At 55.6% G+C, this 17,929-nt stretch carries 15 protein-coding genes; 6 read left to right on the top strand and 9 right to left on the bottom strand.

Features of this window, described 5'->3' with window-relative positions:
- The first annotated feature begins 184 nt into the window (after nucleotides 1–184).
- The 4 genes from nagE to chiQ all read left to right on the top strand — a co-directional run bounded on the left by nagE (nucleotide 185) and on the right by chiQ (nucleotide 6,297).
- Nucleotides 185–2,206, top strand: coding sequence for an N-acetylglucosamine-specific PTS transporter subunit IIBC (gene nagE / locus EL098_RS16070; RefSeq protein WP_126357151.1), 2,022 nt, complete (start codon nucleotides 185–187; stop codon nucleotides 2,204–2,206).
- 176 nt (nucleotides 2,207–2,382) lie between these two features.
- Nucleotides 2,383–4,050 carry a glutamine--tRNA ligase gene (gene glnS / locus EL098_RS16065; protein WP_126357150.1) on the top strand — a complete coding sequence of 556 codons (1,668 nt, stop codon included), beginning with the start codon at nucleotides 2,383–2,385 and terminating at the stop codon, nucleotides 4,048–4,050.
- A 466-nt stretch (nucleotides 4,051–4,516) separates the two neighbouring features.
- Nucleotides 4,517–5,923: a chitoporin ChiP gene (gene chiP / locus EL098_RS16060; protein WP_126357149.1), complete on the top strand. Its 1,407-nt coding sequence runs from the start codon at nucleotides 4,517–4,519 to the stop codon at nucleotides 5,921–5,923.
- 47 nt (nucleotides 5,924–5,970) lie between these two features.
- A complete protein-coding gene (gene chiQ / locus EL098_RS16055; RefSeq protein WP_126357148.1) occupies nucleotides 5,971–6,297 on the top strand; it encodes a ChiQ/YbfN family lipoprotein in 327 nt (108 codons plus the stop codon).
- Between the two features lie 95 nt (nucleotides 6,298–6,392).
- Here the strand turns inward: chiQ and fur are convergent, their stop codons facing one another.
- The 4 genes from fur to ybfF all read right to left on the bottom strand — a co-directional run bounded on the left by fur (nucleotide 6,393) and on the right by ybfF (nucleotide 9,017).
- Nucleotides 6,393–6,839 carry a ferric iron uptake transcriptional regulator gene (fur, locus tag EL098_RS16050; RefSeq protein ID WP_008456106.1) on the bottom strand — a complete coding sequence of 149 codons (447 nt, stop codon included), beginning with the start codon at nucleotides 6,837–6,839 and terminating at the stop codon, nucleotides 6,393–6,395.
- A 279-nt stretch (nucleotides 6,840–7,118) separates the two neighbouring features.
- The gene (gene fldA / locus EL098_RS16045; protein WP_126357147.1) at nucleotides 7,119–7,649 is read right to left on the bottom strand and encodes a flavodoxin FldA; all 531 of its coding nucleotides are present in this window, start codon (nucleotides 7,647–7,649) and stop codon (nucleotides 7,119–7,121) included.
- A 180-nt stretch (nucleotides 7,650–7,829) separates the two neighbouring features.
- Nucleotides 7,830–8,108 (bottom strand): LexA regulated protein, encoded by a 279-nt coding sequence (gene ybfE, locus EL098_RS16040; protein ID WP_052049066.1) that lies wholly within the window; start codon nucleotides 8,106–8,108, stop codon nucleotides 7,830–7,832.
- Between the two features lie 132 nt (nucleotides 8,109–8,240).
- The gene (ybfF, locus tag EL098_RS16035) at nucleotides 8,241–9,017 is read right to left on the bottom strand and encodes an esterase (protein WP_126357146.1); all 777 of its coding nucleotides are present in this window, start codon (nucleotides 9,015–9,017) and stop codon (nucleotides 8,241–8,243) included.
- A gap of 174 nt (nucleotides 9,018–9,191) precedes the next feature.
- Here ybfF and seqA point away from each other — a divergent pair, with 174 nt between their 5' ends.
- Together seqA and pgm are read left to right on the top strand one after the other, a co-directional pair.
- Nucleotides 9,192–9,740 carry a replication initiation negative regulator SeqA gene (seqA, locus tag EL098_RS16030; protein WP_126357145.1) on the top strand — a complete coding sequence of 183 codons (549 nt, stop codon included), beginning with the start codon at nucleotides 9,192–9,194 and terminating at the stop codon, nucleotides 9,738–9,740.
- Nucleotides 9,741–9,766: 26 nt separating this feature from the next.
- Nucleotides 9,767–11,410 carry a phosphoglucomutase (alpha-D-glucose-1,6-bisphosphate-dependent) gene (gene pgm, locus EL098_RS16025; RefSeq protein WP_126357144.1) on the top strand — a complete coding sequence of 548 codons (1,644 nt, stop codon included), beginning with the start codon at nucleotides 9,767–9,769 and terminating at the stop codon, nucleotides 11,408–11,410.
- Nucleotides 11,411–11,441: 31 nt separating this feature from the next.
- On the opposite strand, the gene EL098_RS16020 is transcribed toward pgm, so the two are convergent.
- Genes EL098_RS16020 through kdpB form a run of 5 tightly spaced genes read right to left on the bottom strand, consistent with a single transcriptional unit; the run spans nucleotide 11,442 to nucleotide 17,917 of the window.
- Nucleotides 11,442–11,870, bottom strand: a complete 429-nt coding sequence (locus EL098_RS16020; RefSeq protein WP_008456117.1) for an EamA family transporter — start codon at nucleotides 11,868–11,870, stop codon at nucleotides 11,442–11,444.
- A gap of 36 nt (nucleotides 11,871–11,906) precedes the next feature.
- The gene (gene kdpE / locus EL098_RS16015; RefSeq protein WP_126357143.1) at nucleotides 11,907–12,584 is read right to left on the bottom strand and encodes a two-component system response regulator KdpE; all 678 of its coding nucleotides are present in this window, start codon (nucleotides 12,582–12,584) and stop codon (nucleotides 11,907–11,909) included.
- Entirely contained in the window at nucleotides 12,581–15,268 is a 2,688-nt protein-coding gene (gene kdpD, locus EL098_RS16010) for a two-component system sensor histidine kinase KdpD (protein WP_126357142.1), read from the bottom strand. Before kdpD ends, kdpE begins: the two co-directional genes overlap by 4 nt.
- Before the next feature lie 12 nt (nucleotides 15,269–15,280).
- Entirely contained in the window at nucleotides 15,281–15,856 is a 576-nt protein-coding gene (kdpC, locus tag EL098_RS16005; RefSeq protein WP_126357141.1) for a potassium-transporting ATPase subunit KdpC, read from the bottom strand.
- A gap of 12 nt (nucleotides 15,857–15,868) precedes the next feature.
- Entirely contained in the window at nucleotides 15,869–17,917 is a 2,049-nt protein-coding gene (gene kdpB, locus EL098_RS16000; RefSeq protein ID WP_008456125.1) for a potassium-transporting ATPase subunit KdpB, read from the bottom strand.
- Nucleotides 17,918–17,929 lie beyond the last annotated feature (12 nt).

The following is a 17,929-nucleotide window of genomic DNA, read 5'->3' as shown; positions in this document are numbered from 1 at the left end:
CGGGGAGGGTTTAAGCGATATTTGGTGATAAATATCACAAAAAAAGCGCGTTTAATTTGCGGTACGAATTAATTTTTTTCACACTTCAGCGTGTGATGTGAATCGTCGCCGTGTATTCAATGTAAGTAAGACAATAAAAACACTGCTTGAAAGAGCCTTAACGGGGTCTCATAGGGGGAATAAAGTGAGTATTCTAGGTTATCTACAGCGCGTGGGCCGGGCACTTATGGTGCCGGTGGCTACACTGCCAGCAGCAGCAATATTAATGGGGGTTGGTTACTGGATTGACCCAGTCAGTTGGGGTGGAGATAACGCCTTTGCTGCACTGTTGATCAAATCCGGTTCCGCCATTATCGATCACATGTCCGTGCTGTTCGCCATCGGCGTCGCTTACGGCATGTCCAAAGACAAAGACGGCGCAGCCGCGCTGACCGGCTTTGTTGGCTTCCTGGTTCTGACCACCCTCTGCTCACCGGCAGCGGTTGCGATGATCCAGAAAATTCCGGCGGACCAGGTTCCGGCGGCGTTTGGCAAAATTGAAAACCAGTTTGTGGGTATTCTGGTGGGTATCATTTCTGCAGAACTCTATAACCGCTTCAGCGGCGTTGAGCTGCCGAAAGCGCTGTCGTTCTTCAGCGGCCGTCGTCTGGTGCCTATCCTCACCTCCTTCGTGATGATCGCTGTTGCCTTCATCTTGATGTACGTCTGGCCGATGATCTTCGAAGCTTTAGTCAACTTCGGTGAGCACATTCAGAAGCTGGGCTCCGTGGGCGCAGGTATTTATGCCTTCTTCAACCGTCTACTGATCCCGGTAGGCCTGCATCACGCCCTGAACTCCGTGTTCTGGTTTGACGTTGCCGGCATTAACGATATCCCTAACTTCCTGGGCGGCGCTCAATCCATTGCTGCAGGTAAAGCTGAGATTGGCATCACCGGTCGTTACCAGGCGGGCTTCTTCCCGATCATGATGTTCGGCCTGCCGGGTGCAGCGCTGGCTATCTACCACTGTGCACGTCCTGAAAATAAAGCGAAAGTTCTGGGTATCATGATGGCCGGTGCCTTTGCGGCCTTCTTCACCGGTATCACCGAGCCGCTGGAATTCTCCTTCATGTTCGTTGCTCCGGTACTGTACGTGATTCACGCCGTGCTGACCGGTATCTCCGTATTTATCGCGGCAAGCATGCACTGGATATCTGGTTTTGGCTTCAGCGCAGGTCTGGTGGATATGATGCTTTGGGTACGCAACCCATTAGCAACCAAATGGTACATGCTGATTCCTCAGGGCCTGGTGTTCTTCGTTATCTACTACGTGGTATTCCGTTTCACCATCACCAAATTCAACCTGCTGACCCCAGGGCGTGAACTGGCCGTTGCCGGTGACGAAGCCGATGGTCAGGACGTGAATGTGAGCGGTGATGCAAATCAGGACGTTTCCGGCCTGGCTCGTCAGTACATCTCTGCCGTCGGTGGCTCAGCCAACCTGACCGGCATTGATGCCTGTATCACTCGTCTGCGTCTGAACGTGAAAGACTCTTCTGTGGTCAATGAAGCGCTGGCTAAACGCCTGGGTGCGACGGGCGTTATCCGCCTGAACAAAACCAGCGTGCAGATCATCGTGGGCTTTGCAGCAGAAAAAATTGCTAACGCGATGAAAACGGCAGGCACCGTAGAAGCAGCCGCGCCTGTTGCTGCGGCGGCACCTGCTGCTGCTAAACCACAGGCGGTTCCTAATGCAACCAGCGTGACCGTTGAGACCCTGGTTTCCCCGGTGACCGGTGAAGTGGTTGAGCTTGAGCAGGTTCCTGACGAAGCGTTTGCCAGCAAAGCGGTGGGTGATGGCGTAGCCGTGAAGCCAACGGACAAAACCGTTGTTTCTCCTGCAGCCGGTACCATCGTGAAAATCTTTAACACCAACCATGCCTTCTGCCTTGAGACTGAAAAAGGCGCTGAAATTGTGGTTCATATGGGCATTGATACCGTTGCTCTGGGTGGCAAAGGGTTCACGCGTCTGGTTGACGAAGGGGCTGAAGTGGTTGCCGGCCAGCCGATTCTGGAAATGGATCTTGATTTCCTGAACGCTAACGCCCGCTCCATGATTAGCCCGGTTGTTTGCAGCAACATCGACGACTTCGGCGGTCTGGTTATCCAGGCCAAAGGTCAGGTTGTTGCCGGTCAAACGCCACTGTATGAGATTAAAGGCAAGTAATCGCTCCTGAGTAAGCATTTGTGCCTTAAGCGGCTGACGTAAATCGTCAGCCGCTTTTTTATTGCCCGTTGCTAACGGGCATGGATGCCCTAATTTATGCAACTAAAGGTTGTTTCCCGAGGCAGCTTATTAGATCATGCACAGTTAACTAAGGTACACGCTTTGAGGAACCCGCGATGAGTGAGGCTGAAGCCCGCCCAACTAACTTTATTCGTCAGATTATTGATGAAGACCTGGCGAACGGTAAGCACACCAGTATTTGCACCCGTTTTCCGCCTGAGCCGAATGGCTATCTGCATATCGGCCATGCAAAGTCTATCTGCCTGAACTTTGGCATTGCCCAGGACTACCAGGGGCACTGCAACCTGCGCTTCGATGACACAAACCCGGTAAAAGAAGACATCGAATACGTAGAGTCCATCAAACACGACGTTGAATGGCTGGGCTTCCACTGGTCCGGTAACGTGCGTTATTCGTCTGACTATTTTGACCAGCTGTTTAACTATGCCGTTGAGCTGATTAACAAAGGCCTGGCCTATGTGGATGAGCTGAGCCCGGAACAAATCCGTGAATACCGTGGCTCCCTGACTGCGCCAGGCAAAAACAGCCCGTTCCGCGATCGCAGCGTTGAGGAAAACCTCGCGCTGTTCGAGAAAATGCGCAACGGTGAATTCGCCGAGGGTACTGCCTGCCTGCGCGCCAAAATTGATATGGCTTCGCCGTTTATCGTGATGCGCGATCCGGTGCTGTACCGCATTAAATTTGCCGACCACCACCAGACCGGCAGCAAGTGGTGCATCTATCCGATGTATGACTTCACCCACTGCATTTCCGATGCGCTGGAAGGGATCACGCACTCGCTGTGTACCCTTGAGTTCCAGGATAACCGCCGCCTGTATGACTGGGTGCTGGATAACATCAGCATTCCTGCTCATCCGCGCCAGTACGAGTTTTCTCGCCTCAACCTCGAATATGCCATCATGTCCAAGCGCAAGCTTAACCTGCTGGTGACCGAGAAGATTGTTGAAGGCTGGGATGACCCGCGTATGCCGACGATCTCCGGCCTGCGCCGTCGCGGCTACACCGCAGCGTCTATTCGTGAATTCTGTAAGCGCATCGGTGTGACCAAGCAGGACAACACCGTAGAGATGGCTTCTCTGGAATCGTGCATCCGTGACGATCTGAACGAGAACGCGCCGCGCGCGATGGCCGTGCTGGATCCGGTAAAAGTTATCATCACTAACTACCCGCAGGGTGGGGAAGAGACGGTGACCATGCCGAATCACCCGAACAAACCTGAGATGGGCAGTCGTGAAGTGCCGTTCAGCGGTGAAGTGTATATCGACCGCGCCGACTTCCGCGAAGAAGCGAACAAGCAGTACAAGCGTCTGGTGCTGGGTAAAGAAGTTCGTCTGCGTAATGCCTATGTGATCAAAGCCGAGCGCGTAGAAAAAGATGCGGAAGGCAACATCACCGAGCTGTACTGCACCTACGACCCGGAAACCCTGAGCAAGGATCCGGCAGACGGCCGCAAAGTGAAAGGTGTGATCCACTGGGTGAGCGCTGCACATGCTCTGCCGGTTGAGATCCGCCTGTATGACCGCCTGTTTAGCGTTGCGAACCCAGGGGCTGCGGAAGACTTCTTGTCTACCATTAACGCTGACTCGCTGGTTATTCGTCAGGGCTTTGTTGAGCCAAGCCTGCAGAACGCAGAAAAAGGTAAGGCTTATCAGTTCGAGCGTGAAGGGTACTTCTGCCTCGACAGCCGCTACACAACCGCAGAAAAACTGGTGTTTAACCGCACCGTTGGCCTGCGTGATACCTGGGCAAAAATCGGCGAATAATTGCCGGTCGCTGCCTGATGAAAACGCCGCGCAATGCGGCGTTTTTTCTTTCTGATTACACACCATTAACGCATGCTACACATTCGCGGTGCGAATTAATTCTCATTTACTCTTGGGTCAGCGTTACCCTTATCTCCGGCCGTCTCTTCTTCGTAATCTGCTGATGCTTATAATGAAAGCGCTCTCAATAGAATTTTATTTTGATAATTAGTGATATCGCGGGCTAAGAAGCTGGTGCGTGATTTTGTTACAAATGCACATAGATTATGTGCTCTCTGTCATACTCCAGGAAATCTCTGAGACAAAGTCGTTGATAATTCGCGTCGCGAAAAATAGTCTATCAGCAGCAGTAATGCGGGTGAGTTAGAAAGAAACCGCTTTTAGCCTTTAGGCAATTTTACTTTTTTTTTCGTCATTGGCGCTTTTACGTCAGACGATGATTTTTACGTCAAAGAGGAATTTAACTATGCGTACGTTTAGTGGCAAACGTAGTGCGCTTGCTCTTGCTATTGCAAGTGTTACCGCTCTTTCTGGTTTTGTGGTGGCTCCGCAGGTTAGCGCCGCGGGCTTTGTTGATGACTCTACCCTGACCGGCGGCATCTATTACTGGCAGCGTGAACGTGACCGTAAAGACGTAACCGACGGTAAGTACAAAACCAACCTGTCGCACTCAACATGGAACGCCAACCTCGACTTCCAGTCGGGCTATGCAGCCGATATGTTTGGTCTGGATATCGCCGCTTTTACCGCCATTGAAATGGCCGAAGACAGCGCCAGCGGCCACCCAAACGAAATTGCGTTCTCCTCGAAAAACAGAACCTACGACGAAGACTACTCCGGCGATAAAGGCGGCATCAGCCTTTATAAAGCCGCAGCCAAATTCAAATATGGCCCGGTCTGGGCGCGTGCGGGCTACATCCAGCCCACCGGCCAGACGCTGTTAGCGCCACACTGGAGCTTTATGCCAGGTACCTACCAGGGGGCTGAAGCCGGGGCGGCATTCGACTACGGTGATGCCGGCGCGCTGAGCTTCTCCTACATGTGGACCAACGAGTACAAGGCGCCCTGGCACCTGGAAACGGACAAGTTTTACCAGAACGATAAAAAGACCAAAGTTGATTATCTGCACTCCATCGGCGCGAAGTATGACTTTAAAAACGACCTGATTCTGGAGGCCGCATTTGGCCAGGCTGAAGGCTTTGTTGACCAGTACTTCGCAAAAGCGAGCTATAAATTCGACGTTGCTGGCAGCCCGCTGAGCACCAGCTACCAGTTCTACGGCACCCGCGATAAAGCCTCTAACAACACCATCAACGATATCTACGACGGTACCGCGTGGCTGCAGGCGCTGACCTTCGGCTATAAGGTTGGTCAGGTTGACCTCCGTCTGGAAGGGACCATGGTCAGGGCAGAAGGCCAGCAGGGCTACTTCCTGCAGCGTATGACGCCGACCTACGCCTCTTCAAACGGTCGTCTCGACGTATGGTGGGATAACCGTTCTGACTTTAACGCCAACGGCGAAAAAGCCGTGTTCTTCGGCGCCATGTATGACCTGAGCAACTGGAATCTGCCGGGCTGGGCTGTGGGAGGCTCCTATGTTTATGCATGGGATGCAAAACCTGCCACATGGGCGCTTGATGCCTCCGGCAACCGCCAGGACATCGCGTCTAACAAGATTAAAGAGTCTTCATACAGTCTGGATGCCATGTACACCGTGCAGGAAGGCCGAGCTAAGGGCACGCTGTTCAAGCTGCACTTCACCCAGTACGACAACCACTCCGATATTCCAAGCTGGGGCGGGGGTTACGGCAACATCTTCCAGGATGAGCGTGACGTGAAATTCATCGTTATTGCTCCGTTCACCATCTTCTGATGCGAAACCGGGCGCGTGAGCGCCCGATTTTTTATAAGGAATCGAACATGAAAAAAATCCTGCTGCTTACTGCCGCGGTTTTCACGCTCTCCGCCTGCGTTCAGCCGCCTGCGCCGAAGGAAGATTCACGCCTGAAACAGGCCTACAGCGCCTGCATTAATACCGCAGAAGGCAATCCGGATAAAATCGAAGCCTGTCAGAGCGTGCTGGACGTCCTGCGCCAGGAGAAGCAGCACAAAGCGTTTGTTGAAAAAGAGACGGTGAGCGTGCTGGATTACCAGAAATGTATTCAGGCCAGAAAGAGCGGCAATGATGAAGCCGCGAAGAGTCGTTGCGATAAAATCTGGCAAGAAATTCGCGCGAACAACAGCTGATTACGTTTTTTCGCCTGAAAAAAAACCGGCAAGGAGATCCCTGCCGGTTTTTTTTAAACGCCACTTGTTCAGCAGCGTTTAGCAATGCGAATTACTTATTTAGGATCGTGCGCGGTATCGTCTTCACGGCAGTCGCCTTCTGCACAGTGTCCGTAAAGATAGAGACTGTGGTTGGTCAGGCGGATACCGTGGCGTGTGGCAATTTCACGCTGGCGTGATTCAATGGAATCATCGCTGAACTCAATCACTTTGCCGCAGTCGAGGCAGATAAGGTGATCGTGATGATGCTGCTGGGTCAGCTCGAAAACGGACTTGCCGCCTTCAAAGTTATGGCGGGTGACGATCCCGGCATCATCAAACTGGTTCAGCACGCGGTACACCGTTGCCAGGCCAATTTCTTCGCCCATGTCGATCAGACGTTTATATAAGTCTTCCGCGCTGACGTGATGATTTACCGGCTCTTGCAGCACTTCGAGGATTTTTAATCGCGGAAGCGTGACTTTCAAGCCGGCCTTCTTTAATGCGGTATTGTTGTCAGTCATGCGGAAAGTGTCCTGTTGCTTAACGATTCGCTCAAACTGCCGTGAGCGTAAAGAGTAATGCGTCTCATTATAGAGCTGCTGCTGCTAAATGGGAACCGCAAGTATGGTGCAAAATAAGGCTGAAAAATCGTGGCGATGTCGCCATTTACAGTAATTATCAGCCAAGCTGTCAGGAAGACATTGTACAGGGATGTACAAGAAAGTTACAAACTTGTAGCAATTAATTTCATTGCTACAAGCTATCAATATGGCGCAAATGCGGCATTTACGCCATCGGAATCAGGCATTAATGATGTCGGCAAGATTCAGTTCTTCAGAAACCTGTTTTACCCACTTCTCAACGCGCTCGGCGGTCAGCTCCGGCTGGCGGTCTTCATCGATGGCCAGGCCAACAAAATTATTGTCGTCTGCCAGGCCTTTGGAGGCTTCGAAGTGGTAGCCAGCGGTTGGCCAGTGGCCCACGATAGCGGCGCCGCGAGGTTCGATGATGTCGCGAATGGTGCCCAGCGCATCACAGAAGTATTCCGCATAGTCTTCCTGGTCGCCACAGCCAAACAGCGCAACCAGTTTACCGTTGAAATCGACCTCTTCCAGGGTAGGGAAGAAGTCGTCCCAGTCGCACTGCGCTTCGCCGTAGTACCAGGTCGGGATGCCGAGTAACAGAATATCGAAGCCTTCGAGATCTTCTTTGCTGCTTTTAGCAATGTCATGCACCTCAGCAACGTCTTTACCGAGCTGTTTTTGAATCATTTTCGCGATATTTTCGGTGTTACCGGTGTCGCTGCCGAAAAAAATGCCTACGATTGCCATGAGTAAAATAACCTCTTGAAACTTAATAGTATGCTGGCTGTTCAATGCCCACGTATGGGGCAATCATAGCAGAACAGCTCCGCCAGCGGAAACAGCTATCACGCCCGGGTGCACACTCTGCAACATGGTTTTGCTCACCCTTTTGCGGTTTCAGACGATCCGCAGGGCGGCAGAAAGGGGCTACCCCAGCTTTTTAAGCTGCTCGAGCAGCATCTCTTCGATCAGTTCGCTACGACTTATGCTGCGGGCGTCGGCAAGCTGGTTAAGGGCGTCGACCGCATCATTGTTCAGTTTTAGCTCAACTCGCTTCAAACCACGCACTTTATCGCGCTTCAGCTGATTGCGTTTGTTGATACGCAGCTGCTCATCGCGCGAGAGCGGATTGGTTTTAGGCCGCCCGGGGCGACGCTCGTCCGCGAACAGATCTAATGTAGTACGGTCCGTTTGTTCTTTTGCCATGATTAGAATACTGACAGGAATTTCTGGCTGCACGGGCAGGGTGCCGGTGCAATTAAGCGCGCAATCATACATCAGCGCGCCATTCCCGCCAACGCGTTAGCGTGTTCTGCCGGCCGGTCGGTCTGTTTTTAATCAGTTTTTCGATTCTGCGTCGATAAATCGATGTATCGCACGTAACACGGCGTCCGGTTTTTCAGCATGAACCCAGTGGCCTGCGCCGGCGATAACGTGGGCGCGAGCCTGCGGGAACTGGCTTAAGAGCGCCTCGCGGTGGCTTTCATCAACATAGGGAGAGTTTCCGCCGCGAATAAATAAGGCGGGATGGGGCCAGGCGGGAACCGGTTGCCAGCCAACGATACTGTCGTACTGCTCCCAAAGCACCGGCACGTTGAATTTCCACTCGCCGTCGGCGAAGGATTTCAGCAGAAACTGAATCACGCCTTCTTCTTTTACATGTTCACGCATGATTTGCGTTGCCTGCTGGCGTGTGGTGGCGCCCGCTTCAGTGACCGCACGAATTGCCGCGAAAATCTCGTCATGCCGGCGTATTCGATAGTTAACTGGAGCGATATCAATGATCACCAGCTTATCGATGCGCTCTGCGGCAATCGCCGTCAGGGCCATGGCTACTTTGCCGCCCATGGAGTGGCCGATAAACGTCGCTTTCTCGATGCCATAATCGTCCAGGGTGTCCAGAACGTCGCCGGCCATTGCGGTATAGCTCATTTCATCGCTTCGGGGAGACAGCCCGTGATTGCGTAGATCTATCTGCAGCAGGGTACGATCTTTGCCCAGGTCCCGTGCCAGTATCCCAAGGTTATCCAGGCTGCCGAACAGGCCGTGGATCAGCACGACAGGAGAATAGTTATGCGATTGTTGCGCAGTTTGCAGGCGAGCATTTAATTTCATGGCAAAGTTCTTTATTTTGGTTCGTAGGGTTAGGGTATCATGTTGGCATTCCTGCGGGCGTGCGGCAAATATTCAGTATACTCTGACTTTGAGTCGCCCCTCCTGTTCGCTGTTGGGATTTGACCCTATACTCCCAACGAGTTGTATTCAGATAAGATATCGCACTGGATTAAGATGAAAACAATCGAAGTTGATGACGAGCTTTACCGCTACATTGCCAGCCAGACTAAGCACATTGGCGAGAGCGCGTCAGACATTTTACGGCGCATGCTTAAATTTACCGCCGGGCAAACACCAGCAGCCACTCCTGTGCCAGCCGCGCCTGAGCGTACTGCGGCGCCCGTTGTTGAAGAAAAACCTGCGAATACCGCCCGCAACCGCGTACGCGCCGTTCGCGAGCTGCTGCTTTCGGACGAATATGCAGCTCAGAACAAAGCCGTAAACCGCTTTATGATGGTGCTGTCCACGCTGTATCAGCTGGACGCTAAGACCTTCGGTGAGGCGACAGAATCCCTGCATGGCCGCACCCGTGTCTATTTTGCCGGCGATGAGCAAACGCTGCTGGCAAACGGCAATCAAACCAAGCCTAAACATGTTCCGGGCACCCCATACTGGGTGATCACCAATACGAATACTGGCCGTAAATGCAGCATGATCGAACACATCATGCAGTCAATGCAGTTCCCTGCGGAGCTGATTGAAAAGGTTTGCGGCACTATTTAAAACCTGGCGTCAGTAAGGAAGAGCCAATGGCTAACCACGATCGTGCGGGCCAGCCTGCACAACAGAGCGACTTGATTAACGTAGCCCAGCTTACGGCGCAGTATTACGTGCTGAAGCCTGTGGTGGGTAACAGTGAACACGCGGTGAAATTCGGGACTTCCGGCCACCGCGGCAGTGCGGCACGTCATAGCTTTAACGAACCTCATATTCTGGCGATTGCGCAAGCCATTGCCGAAGAGCGAGCGAAAAACGGGATCACCGGTCCGTGCTACGTGGGCAAAGATACCCACGCGCTGTCCGAACCTGCGTTTATCTCCGTGCTGGAAGTGCTGGCCGCCAACGGCGTGGACGTCATTGTGCAGCAGGATAACGGCTACACCCCAACGCCGGCGGTTTCTAACGCTATTCTGGTTCACAACCAACGGGGTGGCGCCCAGGCTGACGGGATTGTTATCACGCCATCCCACAACCCACCGGACGACGGCGGAATTAAGTACAACCCGCCAAACGGCGGCCCGGCGGACACCAACGTCACCAAAGTTGTCGAAGATCGCGCTAATGCGCTGCTGGCCGAAGGCCTGAAAGGCGTTAAGCGCATCTCTCTGGATAAAGCCTGGGAAAGCGGCCACGTTCAGGAGCAGGATCTGGTTCAGCCTTTCATTGAAGGGCTGGTGGATATCGTCGACATGGCCGCGATTCAGAAAGCGGGCCTGAAACTGGGCGTTGATCCGCTTGGCGGCTCCGGTATCGAATACTGGCACCGTATCGCGAAGCACTACAATCTGGACTTGACCATCGTTAACGATCAGGTTGATCAGACCTTCCGCTTTATGCACCTCGATAAAGATGGCGCAATCCGCATGGACTGCTCCTCCGAATGTGCGATGGCGGGCCTGCTGGCGCTGCGCGACAAATTCGATCTGGCGTTTGCCAACGACCCGGATTACGACCGTCACGGCATCGTTACGCCGGCTGGCCTGATGAATCCTAACCATTACCTGGCCGTTGCCATCAACTATCTGTTCCAGCATCGTCCGCAGTGGGGCAAAGAGGTGGCTGTCGGTAAAACGCTGGTCTCCTCCGCGATGATTGACCGCGTGGTAGAAGACCTGGGCCGCAAGCTGGTGGAAGTGCCGGTGGGCTTTAAGTGGTTCGTTGATGGCCTGTTCGACGGCAGCTTCGGCTTTGGCGGCGAAGAGAGCGCCGGGGCATCGTTCCTGCGCTTCAACGGCACGCCGTGGTCTACCGACAAAGACGGCATCATCATGTGCCTGCTGGCGGCAGAAATCACCGCTGTAACGGGCAAAAACCCGCAGCAGCACTACGATGAGCTGGCGGCACGCTTTGGCGCACCTAGCTACAACCGTATTCAGGCTCCGGCCACTTCAGCACAGAAAGCTGCGCTTTCTAAGCTGTCGCCTGAAATGGTGAGCGCAGACACGCTGGCGGGTGACCCAATCACCGCTCGCCTGACGGCGGCTCCGGGCAACGGCGCTTCCATCGGCGGCCTGAAAGTGATGACTGAGAACGGCTGGTTCGCCGCTCGTCCATCCGGCACAGAAGACGCCTACAAGATTTACTGTGAAAGCTTCCTGGGCGCAGAGCACCGCGAGCAGATTGAGAAAGAAGCGGTAGAGATTGTCAGCGAAGTGCTGAAAAACGCGAAGTAAAGCAAAAAGGCTCCCACGGGAGCCTTTTTCTTTAGCCCAAAGCCACCATCAGTGCGCCGCAGGTAATCAGCGCCACGCCTATCCCGGCAATCAGCGACACCTTCTCGCCAAACAGAATCACCGCCAGAATCACGGCAAATACCACGCTTAGCTTATCAATCGGGGCGACCTTCGAGACGTCACCGCTTTTGATCGCCATAAAATAAAACAGCCACGAAAGGGCACCTGCAACGCCGCTCAGCAGAATAAACAGCAGCGCTTTTTTGTCGGCAAACACCGTACTCACAAGGTTCAGTTTTCCCTGAACCACAACCACCCCAACTAAAAACAGCGCCATTACCACGGCGCGAACGGCCGTTGCGGTATTGGCATCCAGATGCTGCAAACCCACCTTACCAAAAATAGCGACCAGCGCTGCCGTAGCGGCAGACAACAGGGCATACACTAACCATGCGCTCATAAAAGACTCCTCCTGAACCGACAAGAGGTTACTCTTTCACAGCATAAAACGGTAGCCGATCCCGGTTTCGGTAAGCAGATGGCGGGGGCGGGCAGGGTCGCTTTCCAGCTTCTGGCGAAGGTGGCCCATATAGATGCGCAGATAGTGGCTGTGTTCCACGGCATTGGGGCCCCAAACCTGGTTAAGCAGCTGGCGCTGGGTAAGGACTTTGCCGTGGTTATTCAGCAGGGTTGCCAGCAGGCGAAATTCGATGGGCGTGAGGTGAATCTCCTCTTCGCCGCGGGTAATGCGGCGCGAGGAGAGATCGACCGTGATTTCTGAAAACTGGTAAACCGGATCGGGCTGAACAATGCTGGCGTGGCGGCGCAGGGCAACCCGTAGCCTGGCCTGCAGTTCGCCAATGCCAAACGGCTTGCTGAGGAAATCGTCCGCCCCGGCATCCAGGGCGGCAATCTTAGCCTGCTCGTCACTTCGCGCAGAAAGCACGATGATCGGCGTCTGGCTCCACTGGCGGAAGTCACGAATAAAATCGATGCCGTCCCCGTCCGGCAGGCCAAGATCCAGGATCACCAGATCCGGCTTGCGGGTGGCGGCTTCAATCAGGCCGCGCTGCAGCGTTTCGGCATCAAATACGCGTAGCGCTTCATCTTCCAGCGCGGTGCGCAGGAAGCGGCGGATCTCTTTTTCATCCTCAATTATCAGAACCGTTGTCACAGCGCCTCAATCATTTCAGGGAGTTCGGGGGGAGGCGATAAAGGTAACACAACGTGGAAGCTGGCACCGCCTTCCGGGCGGTTAAGCGCATAAATTGTGCCGCCGTGAACTTCAACAATCGCCCGACAGATTGCCAGCCCAAGCCCAACGCCTGGAATGGCTGACTCTTTATTACCTCGGGCAAATTTATCAAAAATTAGCAGCTCTTTACCAGCCGGAACGCCGGGGCCGCTGTCCCAGACCTCCAGATCGAGCTTGTCTGCCGTTGAGCTGGCCTTGATGCCTATCTCAGCCTTATATCCGGCATATTTGACCGCATTCTCCAGCAGGTTGATCAGCACGCGCTCAAACAGCGGACCATCAACGTCAATTAGCATCAGCGGGTTGGGCAGGTTGAGGGAAATATGGCGTCCGCCGAGGCCTGGCTCAAGCATCTTAAGGGCGCTGCCGATCACTTCCTCCAGCGTCAGCCACTCTTTGCGGAGATTGAAACCGCCTGACTGAATGCGGGCCATATCCAGCAGATTATTCACCAGCCGGGTGGTGTTCAGCACGTGCTGGCGGATTTCGTTGGCCTGCGGGGCATGTTTTGAGCCTTCGCTGGCGAGATCCAGGGTCAAAATTTCAGCCTGGCCGAAGAGGACGGTTAACGGCGTGCGCAGATCGTGGGAAAGCGCCGCCAGCAGCGAGTTGCGGATTTGCTCGCGCTCGCTGGAAAGTCTGGCCTGTTCTTCGCTTGCCGTGAGCAGCAGCCTGTCCAGCGCGGTCGCCACCAGCAGAGTAAATGTCTCCAGCAGGCGCTGCTGCTCGGGGATCATCAGCTGACGCAGGTTTTCCGGCTCGACGACCAGCAGGCCCAGCGTTCTTTCGGTAGTGCTGAGCGGCAGAATACGATAGGGCACGCCGGGTAGAGTGTCGGTTCCTGCCCCGGCAGGCTGTCCTTTATCAAAGCTCCAGCGGGCAATCGCTTCATCCCACTGCGCCGGTTCACCTTCGGCCGCGATGCGGCTGAGCTTCCCGTGTTCGTCCGGCAGCAGCAGCAGGCTGCGGGCCTGGAAAGTGTTATTGATAAACTGCACGCTGGTGGCCGCGACGTCCTGGGGCGTTCTGTCATCGGCCAGCGCTTTAGACATCTCATAAAGGTGACGGGTGCGTTGCTCGCGGTAGCGGGCGATACGCGCCTGGTAGCGTACGCCAGCGGTCAGATTACCGATCACCAGCCCCACGGTCAGCATCACGCCAAAGGTCAGCAGGTACTGTACATCCGAGACGGCTAGCGTGCCGCGCGGAGCAATAAAGAACAGATCGAAGCTGATGACGTTGACTACCGTCGCCAGTACCGAAGGCCAGCGGCCATAGAACAGCGCAACGATCACCACGCCAAGCAGGTAGATCATCACCAGGTTGGCGGCATCGAAGGCCACCAGCCACTGGTTGGCAATGAAGGTGATAAACGCGCAGAGCACCACCGCCACGGCACAGCCGCGCAGCTGGATGCGCCACTTCTCGCTCAATGTCCTGGTGTCCGGCGCTCTTGCCGGGGAGGGGAGGGGTTTTTCATCCAGCGCAACAATAACCAGATCGAGATCCGGAGCGCGCCTGGCTAAACGGTCGGCAAAGGAGGTGCGGTGCCACCAGCGGCGCGTCGTGTGGCGGCCAATAATGATTTTGCCGAGGTTATGTTCGCGGGCGTAACGCAGCACCGCTTTCTCTTCGTTAGGGTCGGCAAGCGTGGCGGTTTCCGCGCCCAGCTCCTGAGCCAGCCGCAAAGCGCTGAGAATAGTGCGGCGCTGATGTTCCGGCAGGCGGTGAAGCTGTGGCGTCTCCACGTAGACGGCGTGCCAGACGCTGCCGAGCTTGGCTGCAAGCCGGGCGGCAGTGCGCACCAGCTTTTCATTGCCGTTGCTGTGGCCAATGCAGAGCAGGATAGCGTCGCGAGTGTGCCAGACTTTTTCCTGTCCCTGATTGTCCCGCCAGGCGCGCATTTGATCGTCAACGCGGTCTGCGGTGCGCCGCAACGCCAGTTCGCGCAGGGCGATAAGGTTACCTTTACGGAAGAAATGCTCAATGGCACGCTCCGCCTGGCCGGAGATATAAACTTTACCTTCGTGCAGGCGCTGGCGCAGATCGTCCGGCGGCAGGTCAACCAGCACAACTTCGTCGGCCGCGTCAAAAATAGGGTCCGGGACGGTTTCACGTACCTGAATGCCCGTCACGCCGCCCACCACGTCATTCAGGCTTTCGAGATGCTGTACGTTGACGGAGGTCAGAACGTCAATGCCGGCTTCGAGCAGCTCTTCAACGTCCTGCCAGCGTTTAGGGTGGCGAGATCCCGGCGCGTTGCTGTGCGCCAGTTCGTCCATCAGAATCAGTGCGGGGTTGCGGGCGAGGGCGGCGTCCAGGTCAAACTCCTGAACCAGACGCCCCCGGTGATGAATACGACGAGGGGGCTGAATCGTCAGCCCCTTCAAAAGTTCGGCGGTTTCCTGGCGGCCGTGGGTTTCCACCACGCCCACCAGCACATCGAGGCCCTGCGCTCGCAGGCGCTGCGCCTCCTGAAGCATTGCGTAGGTTTTCCCGACGCCCGCACAGGCGCCGAAGAAGATTTTCAGTTTCCCACGCGGCTGGCGGCTGACTTTCTCCAGCAGCTTATCGGGGTTGGGGCGCAGCGGCTCCTCGGTCATAACGCGTCCTTTTTACTTCGCCTGGAGATGGTCCAGCGCCAGGTTCAGCTTAACAATGTTCACTACCGGCATGCCGATGAAATTCACCAGCGGCGTAGTGGTATTTTCAGCCACCAGGCGAGTGACCTGCTCAACCGGAAGATTCCTGACTTTAGCCACGCGTGGGATTTGCCACGCGGTCGCTTCAGGAGAAAGCTGCCCGTCCAGGCCGCTGGCCGAGGTGGTTACCAGGTCAACGGGGACCGCCGGATTTGCTTCCGGGTTAGCCGCACGCAGCGCGCTAATGCGAGCCTTAACCTCTTTGTCCAGCTCCGGGTTGCTGGCTGCGAGATTGCTGCCGCCGGATGCCATTGGATTATAGGGGCTATCTGAGGTGGCAGAAGGGCGGCCCTGGAAATATTTTGCGTTGGTAAAGTCCTGACCAATAAGTTCTGAACCGCGGACTTTACCCTCTTCAACGATTAATGAGCCGTTGGCCTGGGCCGGGAACCACCATTGCCCCAGCAGCGTGGCGACGAGGGGATAAACCCCTCCGGTAATCAGCGTCAGGATAATCAGCAGTAATAAAGCGGGGCGTAGCGTAGCCATGTTCTTTTCCTCTTAGACCAGACCGAGTACGGTCAGGATCACGTCAATCACTTTGATACCAATAAACGGCACGACGATACCGCCCAGACCATAAATCCACAGGTTGCGGCGCAGCATGGCCGCAGCGCTCAGCGGCTTATAGCTGATGCCTTTTAGCGCCAGCGGGATCAGGCAGATGATGATCAGCGCATTGAAAATCACCGCGCTCAGAATGGCTGAGGCAGGGGAGTGCAGGTGCATCACGTTCAGCGCGTTAAGCTGCGGATAGGTCACCGCAAACGCCGCCGGGATAATGGCGAAGTATTTCGCCACGTCGTTGGCGATACTGAAGGTGGTCAGCGACCCGCGCGTCATCAGCATCTGCTTACCGATATGCACCACTTCAATCAGCTTGGTCGGGTTAGAATCCAGATCCACCATGTTGCCGGCTTCTTTCGCCGCCTGGGTTCCGGAGTTCATCGCCACCGCTACGTCAGCCTGCGCCAGCGCAGGGGCGTCGTTGGTGCCGTCGCCGGTCATGGCGACCAGCCGACCTTCGGCCTGATACTGACGGATCAGCGCCAGTTTCGCTTCCGGCGTGGCTTCTGACAGGAAGTCGTCCACCCCGGCTTCGGCGGCGATGGCGGCGGCGGTCAGGCGGTTATCCCCGGTGATCATCACCGTTTTGATGCCCATCTGGCGCAGCTGGGCGAAACGCTCTTTAATGCCGCCTTTAACGATATCTTTCAGCGCAATCACGCCCAGCACGTTAGCGCCTTCGGCAACCACCAGCGGCGTACCGCCCTGGCGAGCCACGCCTTCAACCAGCGTGTCGACCTGAGCCGGGAAGTGGCCGTTATTCACCTCTACATGGCGACGAATGGCGTCCACTGAGCCTTTACGGATCATGCGGTCCTGAATGTTGATGCCGCTCATGCGGGTTTGTGCGGTAAACGGCACAAAGGTCGCCTGCAGGTTTTGCACGTCGCGTTCGCGCAGGTTAAAGCGCTGTTTCGCCAGAACCACGATGCTGCGGCCTTCCGGGGTTTCATCCGCCAGTGAGGCCAACTGGGCCGCATCGGCCAGCTCTTTTTCATCCACGCCAGGAGCAGGCAGGAAAGCAGAAGCCTGGCGGTTGCCGAGCGTGATGGTGCCGGTTTTATCCAGCAGCAGGACGTCGATATCCCCGGCAGCCTCTACCGCACGGCCGCTGGTGGCGATGACGTTCGCACCCAGCATACGGCTCATCCCGGCCACGCCGATGGCAGAAAGCAGGCCGCCGATGGTGGTTGGGATCAGGCAGACCAGCAGGGCAACCAGTACGGTCACGCTTGCCGCCTGGCCGCCGTAGGCGGAGAACGGCCACAGGGTGGCGGTCGCCAGCAGCAGCACGATGGTCAGCGCCACCAGCAGAATAGTCAGGGCGATTTCGTTCGGCGTTTTACGACGCTGGGCGCTTTCAACCATGGCAATCATGCGGTCGAGGAAGGTTTCCCCTGGGTTCACGCTGCACTGAATAACCAGCCAGTCGGACAGAATGCGTGTCCCGCCGGTCACCGAGGCGAAGTCGCCGCCGGACTCACGAATAACCGGAGCGGACTCCCCGGTGATGGCGCTTTCATCAACCGATGCGCCACCTTCAAGGACTTCGCCATCGCACGGGATAATGTCCCCGGCTTCCACCAGCACGACGTCGCCTTTACGCAGATCGGCTGCCGGAATATGGTCAACCTGGGCATCGTGCTGCGGGCTGCGCAGTTTGCGCGCCCAGCTGGTTTTTTTCACCCCTTTCAGGCTATTCGCCTGGGCCTTGCTGCGGCCCTCCGCCAGAGCTTCCGCAAAGTTGGCGAACAGCACGGTAAACCACAGCCACAGGCTGATAGCGAGGGTAAAGAGGGCATCACCTTGCTGCAGGCCGGTGAACATCGCTATCCCAAGCAGGGTAGTGATGATGCTCCCCACCCAGACGATAAACATCACCGGGTTGCGCCACTGCACCTGAGGGGCGAGCTTTTTAAAAGAATCAATTAGCGCCTGACGGATCAGACCAGGTTCAAACAGCGCCTGTTGCTTGCGACTCATGGAAGCCTCGTA

The organism is Cedecea lapagei (assembly GCF_900635955.1).
Classification (GTDB): Bacteria; Pseudomonadota; Gammaproteobacteria; order Enterobacterales; family Enterobacteriaceae; genus Cedecea; species Cedecea lapagei.
Note: the sequence above shows the minus strand (reverse complement) of the source record. Positions and strands in the feature narration are given on the sequence as shown.

Excerpts from the sequence above, each read along its gene's own strand:
- glnS (WP_126357150.1), top strand. The coding sequence starts at position 2,383 with ATGAGTGAGGCTGAAGCCCGCCCAACTAACTTTATTCGTCAGATTATT.
- chiP (WP_126357149.1), top strand. The coding sequence starts at position 4,517 with ATGCGTACGTTTAGTGGCAAACGTAGTGCGCTTGCTCTTGCTATTGCA.
- chiQ (WP_126357148.1), top strand. The coding sequence starts at position 5,971 with ATGAAAAAAATCCTGCTGCTTACTGCCGCGGTTTTCACGCTCTCCGCC.
- fur (WP_008456106.1), bottom strand. The coding sequence starts at position 6,839 with ATGACTGACAACAATACCGCATTAAAGAAGGCCGGCTTGAAAGTCACG.
- fldA (WP_126357147.1), bottom strand. The coding sequence starts at position 7,649 with ATGGCAATCGTAGGCATTTTTTTCGGCAGCGACACCGGTAACACCGAA.
- ybfE (WP_052049066.1), bottom strand. The coding sequence starts at position 8,108 with ATGGCAAAAGAACAAACGGACCGTACTACATTAGATCTGTTCGCGGAC.
- ybfF (WP_126357146.1), bottom strand. The coding sequence starts at position 9,017 with ATGAAATTAAATGCTCGCCTGCAAACTGCGCAACAATCGCATAACTAT.
- seqA (WP_126357145.1), top strand. The coding sequence starts at position 9,192 with ATGAAAACAATCGAAGTTGATGACGAGCTTTACCGCTACATTGCCAGC.
- pgm (WP_126357144.1), top strand. The coding sequence starts at position 9,767 with ATGGCTAACCACGATCGTGCGGGCCAGCCTGCACAACAGAGCGACTTG.
- EL098_RS16020 (WP_008456117.1), bottom strand. The coding sequence starts at position 11,870 with ATGAGCGCATGGTTAGTGTATGCCCTGTTGTCTGCCGCTACGGCAGCG.
- kdpD (WP_126357142.1), bottom strand. The coding sequence starts at position 15,268 with ATGACCGAGGAGCCGCTGCGCCCCAACCCCGATAAGCTGCTGGAGAAA.
- kdpC (WP_126357141.1), bottom strand. The coding sequence starts at position 15,856 with ATGGCTACGCTACGCCCCGCTTTATTACTGCTGATTATCCTGACGCTG.
- kdpB (WP_008456125.1), bottom strand. The coding sequence starts at position 17,917 with ATGAGTCGCAAGCAACAGGCGCTGTTTGAACCTGGTCTGATCCGTCAG.